The organism is Chroococcidiopsis thermalis PCC 7203, from assembly GCF_000317125.1.
GTDB classification, from domain to species: domain Bacteria; phylum Cyanobacteriota; class Cyanobacteriia; order Cyanobacteriales; family Chroococcidiopsidaceae; genus Chroococcidiopsis; species Chroococcidiopsis thermalis.
Window position 1 is genome coordinate 423050 of record NC_019695.1, and the last position, 17555, is coordinate 440604.

Sequence of the window (17555 nt, forward strand, 5' to 3'; positions counted from 1 at the left end):
AACCTGTTGTAGATCCGCGTGGGGTGGGGGCGGGTTTATAGATATTTTGTGTTGAGGTATGAATATTTTTGGTGAACCCGCCACTACGATCGTTGCGAATTTTGATACAATTTGTCTTGCTGCCAGGATAACGGGTTATCCATAATATATTTTCTGATATTTTGTAATGCTATGTCGTCTCGAATAATATGTTCGTAGTAATTTCGCTGCCATACAGGAACACCAGTTGTACGCCGTAACTGATTAATCCGCGTAGCTGAAGCAGTTTTGAATCCTTGAATAATTTCCGGTAAGCCGCAGTATTTAGCAGATTTCGATTTGGCATCATCACCGTATACTGTAGGGGCGGGTTCACCAGCAATATTTGTATTCCCCACACAAAGGCTTTCCAAACCCGCCCCCACCCCATGCGGATCTAGCAACCAAATAATTCCATGTACGTGATTCGGCATGGTAACAAAAGCATCCAGTTGGATGTCAGAATAACGCCTCATCAAATCGAACCAATTATATTGAATAACTTCGCCATATCGATTTGAACGCATTTTTTTATCTATAATTTCACCAAATAAACATACTTTTTGCCACGCACAAATAGTGATAAAGTATGCACCTGGTTGAGTATAGTCGTATCCCTTGAGGCGAATTGAACGGCGATGATGTTTTTGCGGATCGTATTTCATAATGCCTTGTAAGGGGAGATTTCGTAGGATGGGGCTGGTTTAGTAATATTTTTGTTTATATACAAATATTTTTAGTGAACCCGCCCCTACAAGATTCAAATATTAAATTCCGCAAATCTGAGCGCGAGAAAATAATTGTTGCCACCACTCTTTTGTATATTGTTGGCTGCCATTATAAATCGTATTGAACGTCACCAGAAACAGACCCACAAATCCACTAATAAAATACGAACTTGAAAAACCTAAAATAGTAATGACAAATAGAGTAAATAAGAATAATAAAATCATCGAGGCTATAACTGAGAGAAAAGAGTAACGTCTACCAGGTAGCGCAGTTGGAAGATGTCCCGCTGGAGCATCTAGAGTAAAATTAAAGTCACTGTATGCAATCCAAGTTTTAACAAAACTACTATCATACTTCACTCGCCATCCAACGCGATCGCCAAATGCACGCCAGACATTACTGTCAGATTTACTTGTACCTCCAATACTTTGCCAAATTTGCTTTTTGACTCTAAAGCCAAAGTGACCGTTACTATATACCATCCAGAGTTGGTCGATGATATGAAGATGAGTAGATGGAAAATTTTTAATATCTTGCCCGCTAAGAAAAGCTTGTTTTTCTCTGCCAACTATTTGCAGCATTATAGATAGAGTTTCTTTGTCTGCTTCCTGCCAATTTCCTATTAAAAGTAATTCTTGTAGCCTTCGATAGCTAAATTTTCTAGCACGATCGGATTCTGATATTTTTAAATTTAAAAGAAGTTGTATTGTGTTATGATAACTCTCTACATCGTTCGCTCTTAAATATAAGCCAGCAGCTTGCTTGAAATCATAAAAAGCCTTTTGTTTATCCCTAAGCTTTGAATATGCGATACCCCGAAATTTGAAAGCCGCACTGTAATTGGGATTAGACCTGATTGCCAGATTAAAATCATCAATTGATTCTTGATATTGTCCTCTTCTTGCCTTATCCATTCCCTGTTCAAAACAAGTTTCAGTCTAATAAGAATTAGATTGGCGAGTTTTCTGCGAGTCCGACCGCTCATCTGTAGAACTAGCAGAACTAGAGGAATGAGTATTCGCTGAAGCACTAAATGTAGAAGACTTCAGCACTTCGTAGGCTTCATTAATTTTCTTCAATTCCTCTTGCGCCTTTTCTTGTAGGCGAGGATTGTGGGAAAAGCGATCGGGAAAACCATAGCTAAGTCCCGATAAGCCTGCTTGACTTGCTCCAAAGTTACCCCTGGTTGAAGCCCAAGGATTTCGTAACACCGATTAATATGATTCATAGAAGGACAGCATAGGTAGCTCTCTACTTAAGCTTTCCCAAAATTTGGACGATGTGATTCGCTATACTCCAAAATGAGAGTAGAAGCATTCTTAGCCACTTGTTGGAATCCTGTTTATGACATCCTATGCAACCTCCTCGGCTAAAGCCGAAATGAGCGAATTGCGGCGACTCAAGGGTATACTGCCCCCAGAACTGCAAAGTTGGGTAACTGTCGAAGGAACGACGGAAGTTAACCCACCCCTGATTCGGAGTGAAGAAATTGGCAGCGATCAGGTGGAAATTCAAATCGATCTGATTAAGTGGGATGCGCTGGCGATCGATCAGCGGAATCTGCTATTTTGGCACGAAGTGGCGCGAATTCAAAATGACACCATTCCCAAAGATGGTTGGGAAATGGCAGCGCTGGCAATTGGTTTGGGTGGCGCGGTAGGCGAACTTTGGGTACAGGATGGTTTGTTATTGTTGCTAGCAGTGGCGCTGTGCGGCGTGTCGGGATATCGGCTGTATCAAAAGAATAATGGCGAAAAGCAGGTCAAAGAGGCAATAGAGGCAGACGAAAAGGCGATCGCCTTGGCAACTCGTTTCGGTTATACTCTGCCCAATGCATACAAGAGTCTTGGTAGTGCTTTAAAAACTTTAATCGAGCAAGCACCAGGCAAGCGGCAAAAAGCGAAATATGAAGGTCGCTTGCAGGCACTCAAGCGTAGTGCTAACAAGGCAAAAGCCAAAACGAAAGCCGCATCAGATGACATTATGTAATTGTAGGGGCGCACAGCTGTGCGCCCCTACAATTACAATTGGTTCAGCATCTTATGAGTTTGGGGAATAACGCGGACTTGTTTGAGTTCTCGTTTCATCATGGCTTGCCAATGCAATACTTGTGCTGGAGTGGGTGCTTGGATGGGAATGCCTCCGAACTGCTGGGATGGTGTAAGTGGGGTAGCGGGTTGTAGAAATACAGGAATTTCTGGGTTGACGGATGCAACTAGTTTAGCTGCCTTGGCTAAGTCTCCGAGATCGGTTTGACTGGAAACGATCGCTTTAATAAATACCTCTATGTCTGCTTGGTGACAAGCTTGCAAAAATTCTGCGTGTTCGTTCCAGCGATCTTCGCCACTGACGCTGGGTAGTTTAATATCCATGCCCACCGAGTCAAGGTAAGGTAGGATGAGTTGCAGTTGTTGCGGACGATGACCTCCCGTTTCGAGATAAATGGGTAGTCCAGTGGCACGACGTACGAGGGGTAAGAATTCTACTAGAAAAGGTGCGTGTAGTAATGGTTCGCCTCCTGTAAGGCTGATGCTATCGTGTAAGCCTGGGGAGTTTTGCCGTTCTATCCAAGTTAATAGAGTATTGAGCGGTACGGGGTTAGGGTGGGTTTCAAAGTCTCGCAGTCCAGGCGATCGCTCGACGCGACATGTTGATGGTACGCTCCAGGTATGGGCGCTATCGCAAAAATGGCAACGTAGATCGCATAGCGCGAACCGGATGAAGATTTGGCGCGTGCCGACGTTTAATCCTTCGCCTTGAATGGCGGAGAAGATTTCGATGAGACGGGCGGTTGTCATGGGTCAGAATGGGGCAGTAGCGTAAAAGTTAAAGTTTTAAATTAGGTCGCGCAAAGACGAGCCAGCACCGTGCGGGGGTGCCTCCCGTTGAGGTGACTGGCGTAGCAAAGGCGCAAAGGTACAAAGATAGATTTTCGTTCTCGCTCCTAATTAATGGGCTTCGCTACAATGAGATTGGGAATTGAGTCGAGATTAACTCTCTTATTGTGCTAAATCTCAACCATAGCTCGGAGTACATTACGGTCAAGCGCGAACGGGTTTTAAGCTGGCTGTCAGAACACGTACCGCAGTCCCGCATCGACCATATTCTTAGGGTAGAGCAGATGGCGGTGGAGTTGGCTGAGCATCACCGTCAAAATGTGGAGAAGGCGGCGATGTCGGGGCTAATGCACGACTTGGCAAAATATTTTAAGCCCGCTAAGCTGCTGGAAATGGCGCGTGTTGAGGGGTTAGAGATCGATCCCGTGATGGAATTACATCCTCATTTGTTACATGCCGATGTCAGCGCGATCGTTGCTAGAGATACTTTTGGGGTGCAAGATGAAGAAGTATTGCAGGCGATCGCCAATCATACTTTGGGCAGACCAGAAATGACGGAATTGAGCTGTATCGTGTTTTTAGCGGATAGCATTGAGCCAGGTAGAGGCGATACCCCTGAGTTACAAGCTTTACGACAGATGAGTTATCAAAATTTATCTCAAGCTGTTTGGCGTACCTGCGATTATTCTTTAAAATTTTTAATAGAGACTCATTGTTTAATTCATCCACGCACGATCGCGACTCGAAATTGGTTTCTTAACTGGGTAAAAAGCAAGCACCACTCTCCGCACATGCTTAAATGAAGAAATAGTTTCGCTCTGTCTGAAGTTGTACATTTGACAATTATTATGAGCATAGTTGCTCTTTTGTTTTAGATAATTGATTTGTCAAACATAGCTCGCAAAATGAGGTTTAATGTCTGAATATACCCAAGCAAATTCAATCTCTCAGTCCGCTTTTCTGAACTCTAGTAAAGTCAGTGCTACTCATGCCGATGAGAGTCGGGAATTAGCCTTGGCAATTGCGGAGGCTGCTGCCGATCGCAAAGCAGGCGATATTGTCCTGTTGCATGTCGCTGATGTTTCTTACTTAGCCGATTACTTCGCAATTGTCACAGGATATTCTAGGGTACAGGTAAGGGCGATCGCAGATGCAATTGAGGATAAAGTTGTCAAAGAATGGCATAGAAAGCTACTGCGGACGGAAGGCAAGAATGAAGGGACTTGGGTGTTACAAGACTATGGCGATGTCTTGGTTCATATTATGATGCCCAGCGAACGAGAGTTTTATAATCTAGAAGCATTCTGGGGTCATGCCGAACGGATCGATTTTCCAACCGCCAGCGGCGATGGGAGAACAACAAAATGATGGAATCACCTGTTTCTGTCTGTCCAGTTCCTGACGAACAACAACCGCTCAATGAATACGAACAGCTCAAATCATCCGGTTTTTTTCGGACTGCCACTTTAGAATTACGGCAGTATGTTGGCAAACTACTGTGGGTTTGGGGGTGGTCGTGGATAGTGGCGGGACCGATTGCCGCTGCTAGTTTTCCACCCATCAAACACGCAACCCAATTCTTGCTATGCGGCACGCTGGGCGCGAGTCTGGGGGTAATTTTAGCAGTTGCCCGGATGTACCTCGGTTGGTCTTACGTGCGCGATCGCCTGATGAATCAGACGATCTTTTATGAGGAAACAGGTTGGTACGACGGTCAAAACTGGACGAAACCACTAGAAATTCTGACCCGCGATCGGCTCATTGTCAGCTACCAAGTTAAACCAATCCTACAAAGACTCCGCCGCACTTTTGCTTGGCTGGGTCTATTTCTCCTGTCTGGGGGCTTAATCTGGTATTTTTTATAAATCGATAATGGGTAATAGGTAATAGGTAATGGGAAGTCAAAAGTCAAAAGTTAAAAGTCAAAATTTGCCTCTTACCTCTCGCCTCTTGCCTAACTCACCAACTACCAATCACCAATTATCAAATTACCAAAAAGGTGATACATTCTAACCCATGACAAGGGGAAAAAGAACTCAAGCCGCAGAACTGGAAGTCCGGTTGCTGCGGGAAGGGATCGTCGAATCGATCCATCACGTCCAAGCAGTTGTCTGTGACAACCGAGGACGGGTGCTATCTGTGGCTGGCAATGCGGAAACAGCAACTTTCGTGCGTTCTGCTCTCAAGCCATTTCAAGCACTAGGCGTAACAACAACAGGCACTTTAGAACGCTACAATCTCACAGATCGAGATTTAGCGATTATTTGTAGTTCGCATAAAGCTGCGATCGCCCAAGTGCGACAAGTCTTTAATATTCTTTGGCGAGCAGATATCGATCCCTCGGCATTGCAATGTCCCACGCCTGCGGGTAAGCGCAGCCCCCTAGAATACAATTGTTCTGGCAAACATGCGGGAATGTTAGCCGTGTGTCAGCAACGCCGTTGGGCGCTCAATAGCTATCTCCAACGCAACCACCCCGTACAGCAGTTAATTCTGACTAAAGTAGCTGAAATGCTGCGGATGCCTGCTGAGGAATTTATCTGCGCTCACGATGATTGTGGTGCGCCTACCTATTTTATGCAGTTGGGACAAATGGCAGCTTTATACGCTCAGCTTGCTTCTGGTAGCAGCTTGGATCTGGAACGGATCGTGCGTGCTATGACCTATCATCCCACCTTGATTGCAGGGGAAGGAGAATTCGACACGGAAATAATGCGTCTGACGCAAGGGGAACTCGTTAGTAAGGCGGGTGCAGAAGGCGTGCAGTGTATTGGTAGAGTCGGCGAGGGAATGGGGTTGGCAATCAAGGCGATCGACGGTTCTAAACGCGCTAAACACGCTGTAGCGATTCACTTGCTCAAGCAAATGGGTTGGCTCAGTCCCTCAGCCGCAGAAACCCTAGCTGAAAGCTTTATGGAGTTTGGTAAATTCAAGCGCCTAGAGGTTTTAGGAGAATTGTCGCTGTTATAGTTGCAAATTACCAAAACTTATGGTTATACTAGAAAAGTTGACGCGGGATAGAGCAGCCTGGTAGCTCGTCGGGCTCATAACCCGAAGGTCAGTGGTTCAAATCCACTTCCCGCCACCAATTTCAAAAATAAAGCCCTGCACTGTAAAAAGTTGCAGGGTTTTGTTTTAGGTCAAGTATCGCAGGTAACAAGTCGCTTGCCGTCAACCGATCGCAAAGTATAGTAAACTCCGCACGTCCAGAGCCATCTAGAGTGCTATTTTAATGTGGGAAATCATTAGACTAGAGATGTTGCGAGTGTGGCTGGTATGTTGCAGCGTCCAATTTTAATCGGTGGTGTTGGTTTAGCCTTTGCGCTGTGGTTTTTGCAAGGGTGGCGAGAATCTTTAGCGCATCTGGGTGAGTTTAGCTTGATGGGTGCGATCGCCATCATCCTGTGTTTATGGTTATTTGGGAAATATCGCCCCAAACAGCAGGTGCAAGAATTACCCGTCAATCGCGAAACGGTAGAAAAAGCGATCGCGCAAGTACAAGTAGTAGTAGATCGACTGGAAACAGAAAATCACCCTACTCCAGAACTGCGGGAAAAAATTGCCCAGTTAGAAGCGCAGATCGATCGGCAAGAAATTAATTTAGCGATTACTGGTGGTAAATCTGTCGGGAAGACGACTTTGTTACAAGTTCTAGAAACACAGCCACAACAACGAAAGCTGTGTTTGAGCGAGACAGCAGCTTTATTTAGCGAAGTTGAAACTAAAACTGATATAGAAGCTTTGCAAAGAGCGATCGCATCCGATCTGATCTTATTTGTCACAGCGGCAGATTTAACCGATTCAGAATATCAAACTTTACAACAACTATTGGCAGCCCATCAGCGCCTAGTTTTGGTATTTAATAAACAAGACCAATATCTCCCAGACGATCGCGCTGTTATTTTATACTCGCTCCAGCAAAAGATGCAGCCGATGCTAGCAGCAGAAGATGTTGTCGCGATCGCATCTGCACCCAATCCGTTAAAAGTGCGCCAGCATCAAACTGATGGTGCGGTAGAGGAATGGTTGGAACAGCGTTTACCTGAAGTTTCTGCTTTAACACAACGTCTAGAATATATTCTCCAGCAAGAAGCGCAGCAGTTGGTATGGGCAACTACTAAACGCCAAGCTGAAGAATTGAAAGTAGAAGGCAAAGTCATTTTAGATGGAATCAGACGCGATCGCGCCCTCCCTGTTGTAGAACAATACCAATGGATCGCCGCCGCCGCCGCTTTTGCTAACCCAGTTCCAGCTTTAGATTTACTCGCAACAGCAGCAATTAACGCTCAGTTGGTGATGGAATTAGGCGCAGTCTACCAGCAAAAATTCTCGCTGGAGCAAGCCCAAAATGTAGCAGGAACGATGGGTAGTTTGATGTTGAAGTTGGGTTTGGTGGAACTTTCTACTAAAGCCATTAGCACTGTTTTAAAAACTAATGCTGTCACTTTTGTAGCGGGTGGAGCCGTGCAAGGAGTCAGCGCCGCTTATTTAACTCGCTTAGCTGGGTATAGTTTGATCGAATATTTCCAACAACAGGAAGAGGCGATCGATTCAGCGTCAGGGTTGAATTTAGATAAGTTGGGACAGACTTTACAAAATGTGTTTCAACAAAATCAGCAAGTTGCTTTCTTGCAAGGGTTTGTTAAACAGGGATTGGGAAGGTTGTTGCCAGCTCCTCAACCGCAGTTGAATCAATCTTGATTTGTTCGATGTAATACGCAATCCGTAGGGGCGCACAGCTGTGCGCCCCTACATGTTAATTGACTCGACGAAAAATATAGGCAGAGTCAGTCCCAATGCTACCAGCAGAAAGTATAACTCGTTCACCTGAAATATCAACTCTTTTTCCATATGTGCGTGCCACTTCCTTGTAGTCCTGGGGTAAAAGCTTGACTGGCTGCGACCACCAACCTATGCGACTGTTACGCTCAAACACATAGACAGCTTTTTCAACGCGATGTGGCTGAAACCAGTTGGGACTGGCTTTATGTTCTAAAGATACGCCAACCACAATTGAATTGCCATCAATGCCCACACTGCCACCAAAGCCATACTGATGAAACGGTAATACGTCATTTGGCACTAACCTAGCCTGTTTTGACCATTTTCCAGTGGCAGGATTGCGCTCATACACGAAAGCTGCACCCCTATCGCTACTTTCTCCTGGTAAGCCAACCACAGCTGTATTGCTAGAGAGAGCAACAGTTCTTCTGGTGCTAGTATTCTCATTTTTGAATGGGACTAATTGAGCTTGCAATGACCAGCTGCCTGTAGTCGAATTCCGTACAAATACAAATGCAGCAACAGTAGAGTTGCTAGTTATTGTCTTGCTCGGAGTACCCCCGCTGACTATAATCGTATCGCCATCAATCGCCACTGCTTCACCAAAGCCATAGGTTGGGGTATCCGGTGTAAGTTCAGCTTCATAAGACCAACTGCCAGTGCTGGGATGGCGGTGGAAAACGTGAGTTCGTCCTCCTATCCCTACAACCGCTGTATCTCCGCTCAGTGCTACAGATTTAATGGAATACGTGGCTTTGAGGGAATAGGGCAGTGCCAGATGAGATTGTTGCAAAGACCAACTATCCCTAGAGCGAGTAAAGATGTATAGCGGCAAATACTGTAGAACTTCATTTAGAGCTTCTCCTCTAAATGCGTCTGCCGCAACTAGAATAGTGTCTCCATCAATGGCAACCTCAGAACCAAACTCATGATATCCGTCTGCTTGGTTTTTTGGCATCAAGAGTTTGGCACTCAAGGAGCATCTGCTCCCCGAACAGCGATAGACGTAGGCAGCGCCTTCATTTGTCCATCCCATGACTTTTCCGGTTGCACCACTACGGGAAACCTCAGCAGAGATCCTGCCAGCGTTATTTAAGTCAGTGGGCGTACCATAGTAAGGAAGCCCAACAACGGCAGTATCGCCGTCAATGGCTACAGCCTGAGCAAATTCGTATTCGCCAGCAGAGTTATCAGAAACCCACTTGGCTTGTTCCACCCATTGAGAACCCTTCGATAGAGATGGGGCAGCAAGCGCGATTGTCGCAGCAATTAGAGCTAGTGCTCCCAGAACATAAAAATATAATTTCGGCATAATTAGCATTAACAACATATAGGTGTATTAGTCTCTTGGAGCCAATATAGCCTGAAACCTTACGTGTTAATACGCTAATATCAGTAGTAAAACATACACAATTTTTGGAGATCTCAGTCGTGCATTTTGACGAATTTGTTTACTAGCTGGTGTTGGGTGCTGGGCTTGCCAACCTAATTCACTATTTATGGCGGGCGATCGCAAGATACAATAGGTTGGATTTGCTTCAGGCACTTGCATGACAAAAATATATTTAGATACCAGTGCCTATAACCGCCCATTCGACGATCGCACTCAGCCCAAAATTTTTCTCGAATCGCAAGCTGTCACCATCATTCTGCAAATGGTTGAGGCAACAATAGTAGAGTTAGTCAGTTCCTCAGTCTTGGACTATGAGAATAGTCGCAATCCATATCCTATTAGACAGGAAGCCATGAATCGTTATCTCCAAATGGCAAGATTTAGACAAGAAGTGAATGAAGCAATCTGCCAGAGAGCTGAGCAATTAGAGGAGAATGGACTTAAGGCTATTGACGCATTACATATTGCGTGTGCTGAGGTAGCTGATAGTGACTATTTCATTACCTGTGACAAGCGGCTTATCAATCGGTGTTCGGGATTGATAATGAAAGTAGTAAATCCAGTTGATTTTGTGTTGGAGACAAATAACAATGATCCAAGTTAAGAGCGAACAACAAGTTTTGCACGAAGGATTACAGATTCTCTTTTCTAAGATGAAGCCATCTGAGGTGTCTCGGTTTTGGGCAGCTTGCAATATTGGCAGCGGCAATTATCTTAAACTCAAGGATGAGCTTTTTGCAGAAGAATCAGTAGCAAGTTTGTACGATAAGATTCTAGAATTTCAGAAATCAAAAAATGTCGAATGAGATTCGAGTTATTGGTAAATTCGCCCCTACAGACAATGTTCGCTTAAGCATTTGTTAGCGTTGGTTGCTGCACTTGCCAACCCAATTCCCTAGCGCGATCGCGGGCTTGTTTTGGTACGTCTGTTGCTACAAAATGTTGGTGGAGCATTTGCACGCTCAGCATGTGGTTGATAATTGCATCTAGTTTTGTCCGTTCTGAATCGGATGTGTTGCTGTCCGCATGTTGTTGTAAAACTTGTTGCACGGCTGCATTATCTAATAACCCAGCAGCTTCGATCGCCTGCTTGGATAAATAATCATCAGCTAGCGATCGCATGGCTTTTTGCTTGGCTACATCAGTATGCGCTGGAGGAGCCATGAATGCAAACTTTTGTCGTTCGTAAAGGGCTTTGGGTAACAATCCGCGCATGGCTTCGCGCAAGACGAATTTATCTTTTCGCCCTCGAAAACGCAATAAAGGGGGTAACGTCACGGCAAACTCTACTAAATGATGGTCGAGGAATGGCGGACGCGCTTCCATTGAGTTTGCCATATCAACGCGATCGCCTGCCCAACCTAAAACTTGCGACTCAAATTGAGTTTTTATCCATATATACTGCACTTTGTCAAGGGGATGACGACCTTGAATTTGACTGCGATCGAGGACAGAAGCGATCGCGGTTCCTGGGGAATAATCGCGGGTTGCAGCGCGACGATCTGAGTGCATTAAGCCAGGGACAGAATGAGCCGCAGTTAACCACGACTGAAGACAGCTAGGCGTAAACCCAATCGCGTCTGTCAGCGCCGGATCGTCTAGGGGTTTTTCTGCCAGTAAATTACCTTTGAATATGCGATTGCTTGCTTGTAACCAATCCTCTAAATCCGCTCTTTCTGCGGGAGATGCATCTTGCATTCCATGCAAAATCATATCGAGTCGTAGTTGGGGATAGCCAGCAAACAATTCGTCCGAACCTTCTCCCGTTAAAACAACGCGATAGCCTGCATTGTGGACGTGTTCGCTCAGCAGCATCTTGGCAATCGTAAACGTATTGTAGATACTGCGTTCGGTGTGCCAAATTGCACGGGCAAAATGCTCGTAGAGTTGTCCCCCTTGTACCGTGACGATATCTTGGTCGGCTCCTACAGCCTGCGCCATTTCTTGCGAAATCGCCGTTTCCTCATAATCGCGATCGTCAAAACCAACTGTAAAAGCTTTTACAGGCGACTGTTGACAAGCGGCGGCGACTCCCAAAATCGTACAAGAATCAATTCCACCGGAAAGATAGCAAGCTACAGGTACGTCGGCTTCTAGTTTTAATTGAATTGATTCGATAAAATAGCGACGCAATTCTTCGATATAGAAATCATCAGGTTGCGAAGAGGTGCGATCGCTCAACAAAGGGAAATTTAAATCCCAATAAGTCTTAGTCTGCACCCGTAACTGTCCGTTTTGTCGTTCTACAATTACCATGTGTCCTGGTTGGACGGCGTGAACTCCCTCAAACGCACTTGTACCAGGAACCATCAGTTGCATTAATTGGTGATACAAACCTTGGGAAGAAATCTGGCGCTGTACGTCAGGATGTGCAAAGACAACTTTAATTTCCGAACCAAAGACAAAACTTTCTGGTGTCTGCGCCCAGTATAAAGGTTTCACCCCAAAGCGATCGCGTACCAATGTCAATCGATCTGCTGCTTTTTCGTAAAATGCAAAAGCAAACTCGCCGCGCAGATGGGGTAATGCACCTTCTAATCCGTATCTGTCTGCTAAATGTAATGTTAATTCTGTATCGCTCTTGGTGGCAAAGCGATAACCGCGTGAAGTGAGGTCGGAACGCAGGCGCTTATAATCGTAAAACTCGCCATTGTGGACGATTGTATGCTGACCGTCAGCCGAGACAAATGGCTGTCGTCCTCGTTCGGGATTGAGATCGATGATAGCAAGACGAGCATGGGCAAAGCCAACGCCGCGATTGTCTACCACTTTCCAACCGCATCCATCGGGACCGCGATGACTTTGGATTGCTGCCATCGCTACCAAGACGTTTGGATCGACCGGACGGGACGGATCGCGATTCATTACGCCACCAATGCCACACATGGCTTGTCTCCTGTACTCCGTATACTGCACTCAAATCTGTCTTGGGAGACTATCTTAAGTTTCGAGTGACAGCCTGTAATGTATCTTAGGGAACAGGAATGGGAATTGGTAGTTGGTAGTTGGTAGTTGGTATTTCTACTACTCACTGTACGGGCGCACAGCTGTGCGCCCGTACCACTACTCACTCGACTAAATAACAAGCAACGTAATGTCCGCCGCCTGCATCTCTAAATTCTGGTTCCTGTTGACTGCATATATCTACAGCGATGGGACAACGGGTGTGAAAGCGACAGCCAGAAGGCGGGTTTGTGGGACTGGGAACGTCGCCTTGGAGGACAATGCGATCGCGTTTTGCTTCAATTTGCGGATCGGGAATTGGGATAGCTGAGAGTAAGGCTTGAGTATACGGGTGTAAAGGTTTTTCGTAAAGGGCAACGCGATCGGCAAGTTCGACAATTTTACCTAGATACATCACGGCAATGCGATCGGATATATGCCGGACAACGCTTAGATCGTGGGCAATAAATCAATAAGTCAGTCCTAATTCTGCTTGTAGGGATTGCATTAGGTTGACGATTTGGGCTTGAATGGAAACATCAAGCGCCGCGATCGGTTCGTCGCAAACAATAAAGTCGGGACGCACGGCTAATGCACGGGCGATGACAATTCGCTGGCGTTGTCCGCCGGAAAATTCATGTGGGTAGCAATGGATAAATTCTGGAGTTAAGCCAACCATTTCTAATAAATGGTTGACTTGCTGTTGTTTGTCTCTACCTTGAGCTAAACCAAAAATTTCTAGTGGTTCGCTAACAATATCACCTACTGTCATGCGAGGATTGAGGGATGCATAGGAATATTGAAAAATCATTTGCATCCACTGTCGGATTTGTCGCAACTGTTCGCCTGTAAGCTTGGTTAGTTCTGTATCTTCAAAGTAAACTTGTCCGTGAGTAGGAGGAATTAGCTGTAAAATTGCTCTGCCAGTCGTGCTTTTGCCGCAGCCAGATTCTCCTACAAGTCCTAAAGTTTCTCCTCGTTTCATATCAAAACTCAAACCATCTACAGCTTTAACCCAGCCGACTTGCTTTTGGAGAATAATACCTTTGTGGATTGGAAAATAAACCTGTAAATCGCGAATTTTGAGTAGCGTCGCGCTTTTTCTATCAGTTTGATTTGCACTGGTTTGAGATTGCACCATCGGTTTTTCCTGCGGTGGATAAACAACTATAGCAATCCAAATTGATTTGTGAACGTTTCCTATGTAGAGACGTTACATGTAACGTCTCTACATGAGCAATCGATTTCACGATTTATCTAGGATTGCTATATTTCATCGTTTTGACTGGTAGAAATTCGATTTCTAATGCCAAATTAACTGCTTTTTGGCAATGCAAAGCAGTGGTATCAAACAAGGGTAAATCGGGGAAATCTTCTGGTTCAACCAGTAATGAGATTTCAGTGCAACCTAAAACCATTACCTGAGCGCCGCGATCGCCTAAATCCTGCATAATTTCGATGTAGATTTGGCGCGATTCATCTTGAATGCTGCGATGAACCAGCTCGTCAAAGATAATGGTATCGATAATTTGACATTGGCGATCGCTCGGTGCGATTAATTCAATACCATGTAATTTGAAGCGATCGCGATAAAAATCTGCTTGCATGACAGGTTTAGTACCCAGTATGCCAACTTTTGTGATGCCCTGCTGTCTAATTTCAGCAGCAGTAACATCAACAATATGAATTAAGGGGATCTCAATGGCTGCTTCAATTTGTGGCGCAACTCGATGTAGAGTGTTCGTAGCCATGACGATAAAATCAGCACCAGCTTGTTCTAGCTTAAGTGCTTTGTCAACAAGATAATTTGCGGCATCATCCCATTGTTCGCGTCGCACAAACGCTTCAATATTGGCAAAATTTACGCTGCATATGAGCAATTCAGCCGCATTCCAACCACCGCGCACTTGATTAATTCCAGCATTGATTAGGCGATAATATTCAGCTGTTGCCTGACTGCTCATTCCACCCAAGATACCAATCGTTTTCATCGGAATGACTGCGTGTGGCTGCTGTGCGTGACTCATGATTGCACCATCTTAAACAGTTAACTTTACTGGCGTTACTCCTTGGCGCAACTGGCGCTGTCGAGCAATCCAAGACTGACGAATAGGGTAGCGCAACAATGGAGCTAGCGAGCTAGCGCCCCATCGTATGAATGCGCTTTTCTCTAGTAAATCAGCCTGAGCCGCTTCTTGAGCTTGAAGTTGCTGCACGCGAATAATTTCCGGCTCCCGCTCGGCTTGAATTTTTGGCAATGCTGCATCAATTGCCGTATGTTCTGCTGCTTCTTGCAACAACCCAACTAAATGATTTGCCGCAACAATGATATCCCGCAAAGCCATATTGATACCTTGAGCGCGGATTGGTGACATGGGATGAGCGGCATCGCCTAACAAGAGTAAACCTGGTGTATACCAGTGCGAACAGCGACCAACTACAACAGATAATAGAACGGGGCGATCGATAGTTTTGGCGTTTTGGCGAAAATGCTCTGCCAACCAAGGCGGTGACACAGATGCAAGTATCTCAGACCAATCATCAACTTGCTTCCAGTTTACAGAATCGCGATCGCGCAGCGCCCAGCCCAACTGTAAATTTCCTTCTGAAGAACGAAACAAACCAAATGCATGATGACCTTGAAGGATCGAATAAAAGATATTCTCCGACTCAAAATGCGGACTATCTGCTAATTTAAACCAAAGAATATCGAAACTTTGAGACTTTTGCTCTAAAGACAAATTGGCTCGTTGCCGCACAATAGAATTGCGACCATCAGCAGCAACCACTAAATCGGCATAAATTTCGCCGCTTCCTAGCTTCACGCCAGAAACCCGTCCATCTCTCCACAATAAATCTTGCACGGGAGCATTTTGCACGAACTCAAAATTAGCATAAGTGCTTGCCTCATCGATTAGTGCTTCGAGTAGGGCTGGCTGTGAAACGAGAGTACAGGGCTTACCACCCGATTCTATTGGTTCGTCAACGCGAAACAGCGATCGCCCCTCAATTAAAAATTCCCAAGCATCTAACGTTTGATGCGGAATCCGCTCTAGCATAGGTGATAATCCCATCTGTGCCAAAGCATCTAACCCGCTAGGCATCAATCCTTCACCGCGAAAAGCGCGGCGGAAGTTACGAGATGCTTCAACCAGCTTGACCGTAATGCCGCGTTTTACAAGCAGTAGCGCCAGCGTTGCGCCAGTAGGTCCAGCCCCGACAATTACAACTTGGCTCATTTTATTAGTCAATTACAGCCTCTAAAGCCGGATCTTCATCATGACATTGGGCGATCGCAAATTGACAGCGAGGTGCAAACGGACAGCCTTTGGGATAATTTATCAAATTGGGTGGCAATCCTTCAATTGCTTTCAGGCGCGTCTGACGTTGTGCGCCCAGTCGGAGAATACTTTGTAGTAACCCAATCGTGTAAGAATGGCGGGGATTTTGATAAACAATCCGAGTTGTCGTGGTGCGATGGGGATCGAGGGAATCAGCATCACCATACCGCGCCCAAATTAGAGTTCCTCCTGTTTTAGCTGCTGGAGTCGCAGTGGTTGAATCTGAATTTGCAGCATTCTGTGTCGATTGATTACTCGTACAAGCAGTCAATAATAGAAGAGTACAAATCAACTTAAATAACGAGCATTACGCCAGTTCTTTTACTTTGAAAAGAGCTTGCAATAGCATATTGCTCTGTCTTCACAAATCAAAAATAGCTAATCTCAGCCGTATATTATACGTGCAAGATTACGGCAAAAAATAAATGCAGACTATTCTAAATTGCGTCAAGATTGATTGAAATCTCTAGCTAGATGCTTGCGGAATTTTCCATATTTTGCGTCTAGGCTATTTTTAGCAAAGAAATTAGCAACGAAAGTTGAGTTTTAAACGCTGTCAACTCAAAAACAACTCCTTAATCCCCGTACTACCAATCTCAATTGCCAAAGCTGCCAATAAAAATCCTAGAAGCTGAGTAATAATCACCTCACCTTCTGCACCAATCCATTTATCTACGAATGCTGACTGACGCACGATTAACCACGTCACGAACATTGCGGCAACAACTCCTATCACCACGCTAATATGAGCGTTGGGAGAATCAGACATTAATAACATCACAGTTGTAATCGTTCCTGGTCCCGCCAAAAGTGGTAAGGCAAGGGGGGTAATCGCTACATCCCTTTGCTGGTCTACCGTTGGCGTGTCTATGTCTCCATCGAGCATTTTCAACGCAATCAACAGCAGCAATAATCCGCCAGCTACCCGCAGGGAACCCAGACTAATCTCCAAGTATCTTAAAATCCATTGACCACCAAAGGCAAACGCCAGCAATACCCCGGTTGCAACCAAACTCGCCCGATCTATCACGCTATTTCTTTGCTCTGGTTCCATCCCTTTAGTTAAGATCAGAAACACGGGTGCATTGCCCAAAGCATCCGCTAGCACGAATACAGCTACAAAAGTTTTAATAAATACAGAAATATCCACATCAGTTATCAGTTAACAGCTATCAGTTATCAGTGTACAGACTTTACTTGTGACTTATATACAACAACCAATTATCGAGGTGTCGATCGCATTCGTTGCCAGTACAACATTTTTTGAGTTTCGGCAGGAATTTTAACACTTTCATCGCCATTGAAGATAATTTTTCAGAACTCTTTTGAAAACGTTTGAAGTAGCGATCGCTAAATAGTCACCGAATGCCGATCGCTGATAACTGATAACAGACGTTCCATGTAACGTCTCTACACTGATAACTGAATTAATAAAAGCTTAAGAAGGGTAACATCTTTTTGTTTGGCTCTATACTGAAAAAATCAGAGCAATTCACTATTTTGAAAGTTAGA

18 protein-coding genes, 1 tRNA gene and 1 pseudogene are annotated in these 17555 nt (G+C 45.1%); 9 read left to right on the plus strand and 11 right to left on the minus strand.

Translation table 11 applies throughout. The annotated features are described in order from the left end of the window. Positions 1 to 83: 83 nt before the first annotated feature. From CHRO_RS01870 to CHRO_RS01880, 3 genes are all read right to left on the minus strand, one after another. Positions 84 to 683: a transposase gene (locus tag CHRO_RS01870; protein ID WP_015152478.1), complete on the minus strand. Its 600-nt coding sequence runs from the start codon at positions 681 to 683 to the stop codon at positions 84 to 86. Positions 684 to 785: 102 nt separating this feature from the next. Next, positions 786 to 1661 (minus strand): GUN4 domain-containing protein, encoded by an 876-nt coding sequence (locus tag CHRO_RS29365; protein WP_015152479.1) that lies wholly within the window; start codon positions 1659 to 1661, stop codon positions 786 to 788. A 24-nt stretch (positions 1662 to 1685) separates the two neighbouring features. Next, complete coding sequence (locus tag CHRO_RS01880) at positions 1686 to 1958, minus strand: J domain-containing protein (protein WP_015152480.1); 273 nt, start codon at positions 1956 to 1958, stop codon at positions 1686 to 1688. A gap of 133 nt (positions 1959 to 2091) precedes the next feature. On the opposite strand from CHRO_RS01880, the gene CHRO_RS01885 reads away from it, so the two are divergent. After that, positions 2092 to 2736, plus strand: coding sequence for a DUF3318 domain-containing protein (locus tag CHRO_RS01885; RefSeq protein WP_015152481.1), 645 nt, complete (start codon positions 2092 to 2094; stop codon positions 2734 to 2736). A 32-nt stretch (positions 2737 to 2768) separates the two neighbouring features. On the opposite strand, the gene CHRO_RS01890 is transcribed toward CHRO_RS01885, so the two are convergent. Continuing rightward, positions 2769 to 3545 carry a 7-carboxy-7-deazaguanine synthase QueE gene (locus tag CHRO_RS01890; protein WP_015152482.1) on the minus strand — a complete coding sequence of 259 codons (777 nt, stop codon included), beginning with the start codon at positions 3543 to 3545 and terminating at the stop codon, positions 2769 to 2771. Between the two features lie 206 nt (positions 3546 to 3751). On the opposite strand from CHRO_RS01890, the gene yqeK reads away from it, so the two are divergent. From yqeK to CHRO_RS01920, 6 genes are all read left to right on the plus strand, one after another. After that, positions 3752 to 4387 carry a bis(5'-nucleosyl)-tetraphosphatase (symmetrical) YqeK gene (yqeK, locus tag CHRO_RS01895; protein WP_015152483.1) on the plus strand — a complete coding sequence of 212 codons (636 nt, stop codon included), beginning with the start codon at positions 3752 to 3754 and terminating at the stop codon, positions 4385 to 4387. Positions 4388 to 4499: 112 nt separating this feature from the next. After that, positions 4500 to 4952, plus strand: coding sequence for a ribosome silencing factor (rsfS, locus tag CHRO_RS01900; RefSeq protein WP_015152484.1), 453 nt, complete (start codon positions 4500 to 4502; stop codon positions 4950 to 4952). Beyond that, a complete protein-coding gene (locus CHRO_RS01905; protein WP_015152485.1) occupies positions 4949 to 5449 on the plus strand; it encodes a CGLD27 family protein in 501 nt (166 codons plus the stop codon). Before rsfS ends, CHRO_RS01905 begins: the two co-directional genes overlap by 4 nt. A gap of 151 nt (positions 5450 to 5600) precedes the next feature. Further along, a complete protein-coding gene (locus tag CHRO_RS01910) occupies positions 5601 to 6554 on the plus strand; it encodes an asparaginase (RefSeq protein WP_015152486.1) in 954 nt (317 codons plus the stop codon). Between the two features lie 41 nt (positions 6555 to 6595). After that, positions 6596 to 6672: transfer RNA gene (locus tag CHRO_RS01915), tRNA-Met, on the plus strand. Positions 6673 to 6860: 188 nt separating this feature from the next. After that, positions 6861 to 8285, plus strand: a complete 1425-nt coding sequence (locus CHRO_RS01920; protein ID WP_015152487.1) for a slr1306 family protein — start codon at positions 6861 to 6863, stop codon at positions 8283 to 8285. Positions 8286 to 8340: 55 nt separating this feature from the next. Here CHRO_RS01920 and CHRO_RS01925 read toward each other — a convergent pair whose 3' ends face one another. Then, entirely contained in the window at positions 8341 to 9678 is a 1338-nt protein-coding gene (locus CHRO_RS01925) for an FG-GAP repeat protein (RefSeq protein WP_041462320.1), read from the minus strand. A gap of 238 nt (positions 9679 to 9916) precedes the next feature. Here CHRO_RS01925 and CHRO_RS01930 point away from each other — a divergent pair, with 238 nt between their 5' ends. Both CHRO_RS01930 and CHRO_RS01935 read left to right on the plus strand, forming a co-directional pair. Continuing rightward, entirely contained in the window at positions 9917 to 10363 is a 447-nt protein-coding gene (locus CHRO_RS01930) for a PIN domain-containing protein (protein ID WP_015152489.1), read from the plus strand. Then, positions 10350 to 10565, plus strand: a complete 216-nt coding sequence (locus CHRO_RS01935) for a hypothetical protein (RefSeq protein ID WP_015152490.1) — start codon at positions 10350 to 10352, stop codon at positions 10563 to 10565. Before CHRO_RS01930 ends, CHRO_RS01935 begins: the two co-directional genes overlap by 14 nt. A gap of 43 nt (positions 10566 to 10608) precedes the next feature. Here the strand turns inward: CHRO_RS01935 and asnB are convergent, their stop codons facing one another. From asnB to CHRO_RS01965, 6 genes and pseudogenes are all read right to left on the minus strand, one after another. Beyond that, positions 10609 to 12645: an asparagine synthase (glutamine-hydrolyzing) gene (gene asnB, locus CHRO_RS01940; RefSeq protein ID WP_015152491.1), complete on the minus strand. Its 2037-nt coding sequence runs from the start codon at positions 12643 to 12645 to the stop codon at positions 10609 to 10611. Between the two features lie 181 nt (positions 12646 to 12826). Continuing rightward, positions 12827 to 13843 (minus strand): annotated as a pseudogene (locus tag CHRO_RS01945) (ABC transporter ATP-binding protein). A gap of 112 nt (positions 13844 to 13955) precedes the next feature. Then, positions 13956 to 14729, minus strand: coding sequence for an aspartate/glutamate racemase family protein (locus CHRO_RS01950; RefSeq protein WP_015152492.1), 774 nt, complete (start codon positions 14727 to 14729; stop codon positions 13956 to 13958). A 12-nt stretch (positions 14730 to 14741) separates the two neighbouring features. Further along, positions 14742 to 15941 (minus strand): FAD-dependent monooxygenase, encoded by a 1200-nt coding sequence (locus tag CHRO_RS01955; protein WP_015152493.1) that lies wholly within the window; start codon positions 15939 to 15941, stop codon positions 14742 to 14744. Positions 15942 to 15945: 4 nt separating this feature from the next. Beyond that, positions 15946 to 16314 (minus strand): oligopeptide/dipeptide ABC transporter ATP-binding protein, encoded by a 369-nt coding sequence (locus CHRO_RS31065; RefSeq protein ID WP_219336060.1) that lies wholly within the window; start codon positions 16312 to 16314, stop codon positions 15946 to 15948. Between the two features lie 285 nt (positions 16315 to 16599). After that, positions 16600 to 17193 carry a MarC family protein gene (locus CHRO_RS01965; RefSeq protein WP_015152494.1) on the minus strand — a complete coding sequence of 198 codons (594 nt, stop codon included), beginning with the start codon at positions 17191 to 17193 and terminating at the stop codon, positions 16600 to 16602. Positions 17194 to 17555 lie beyond the last annotated feature (362 nt).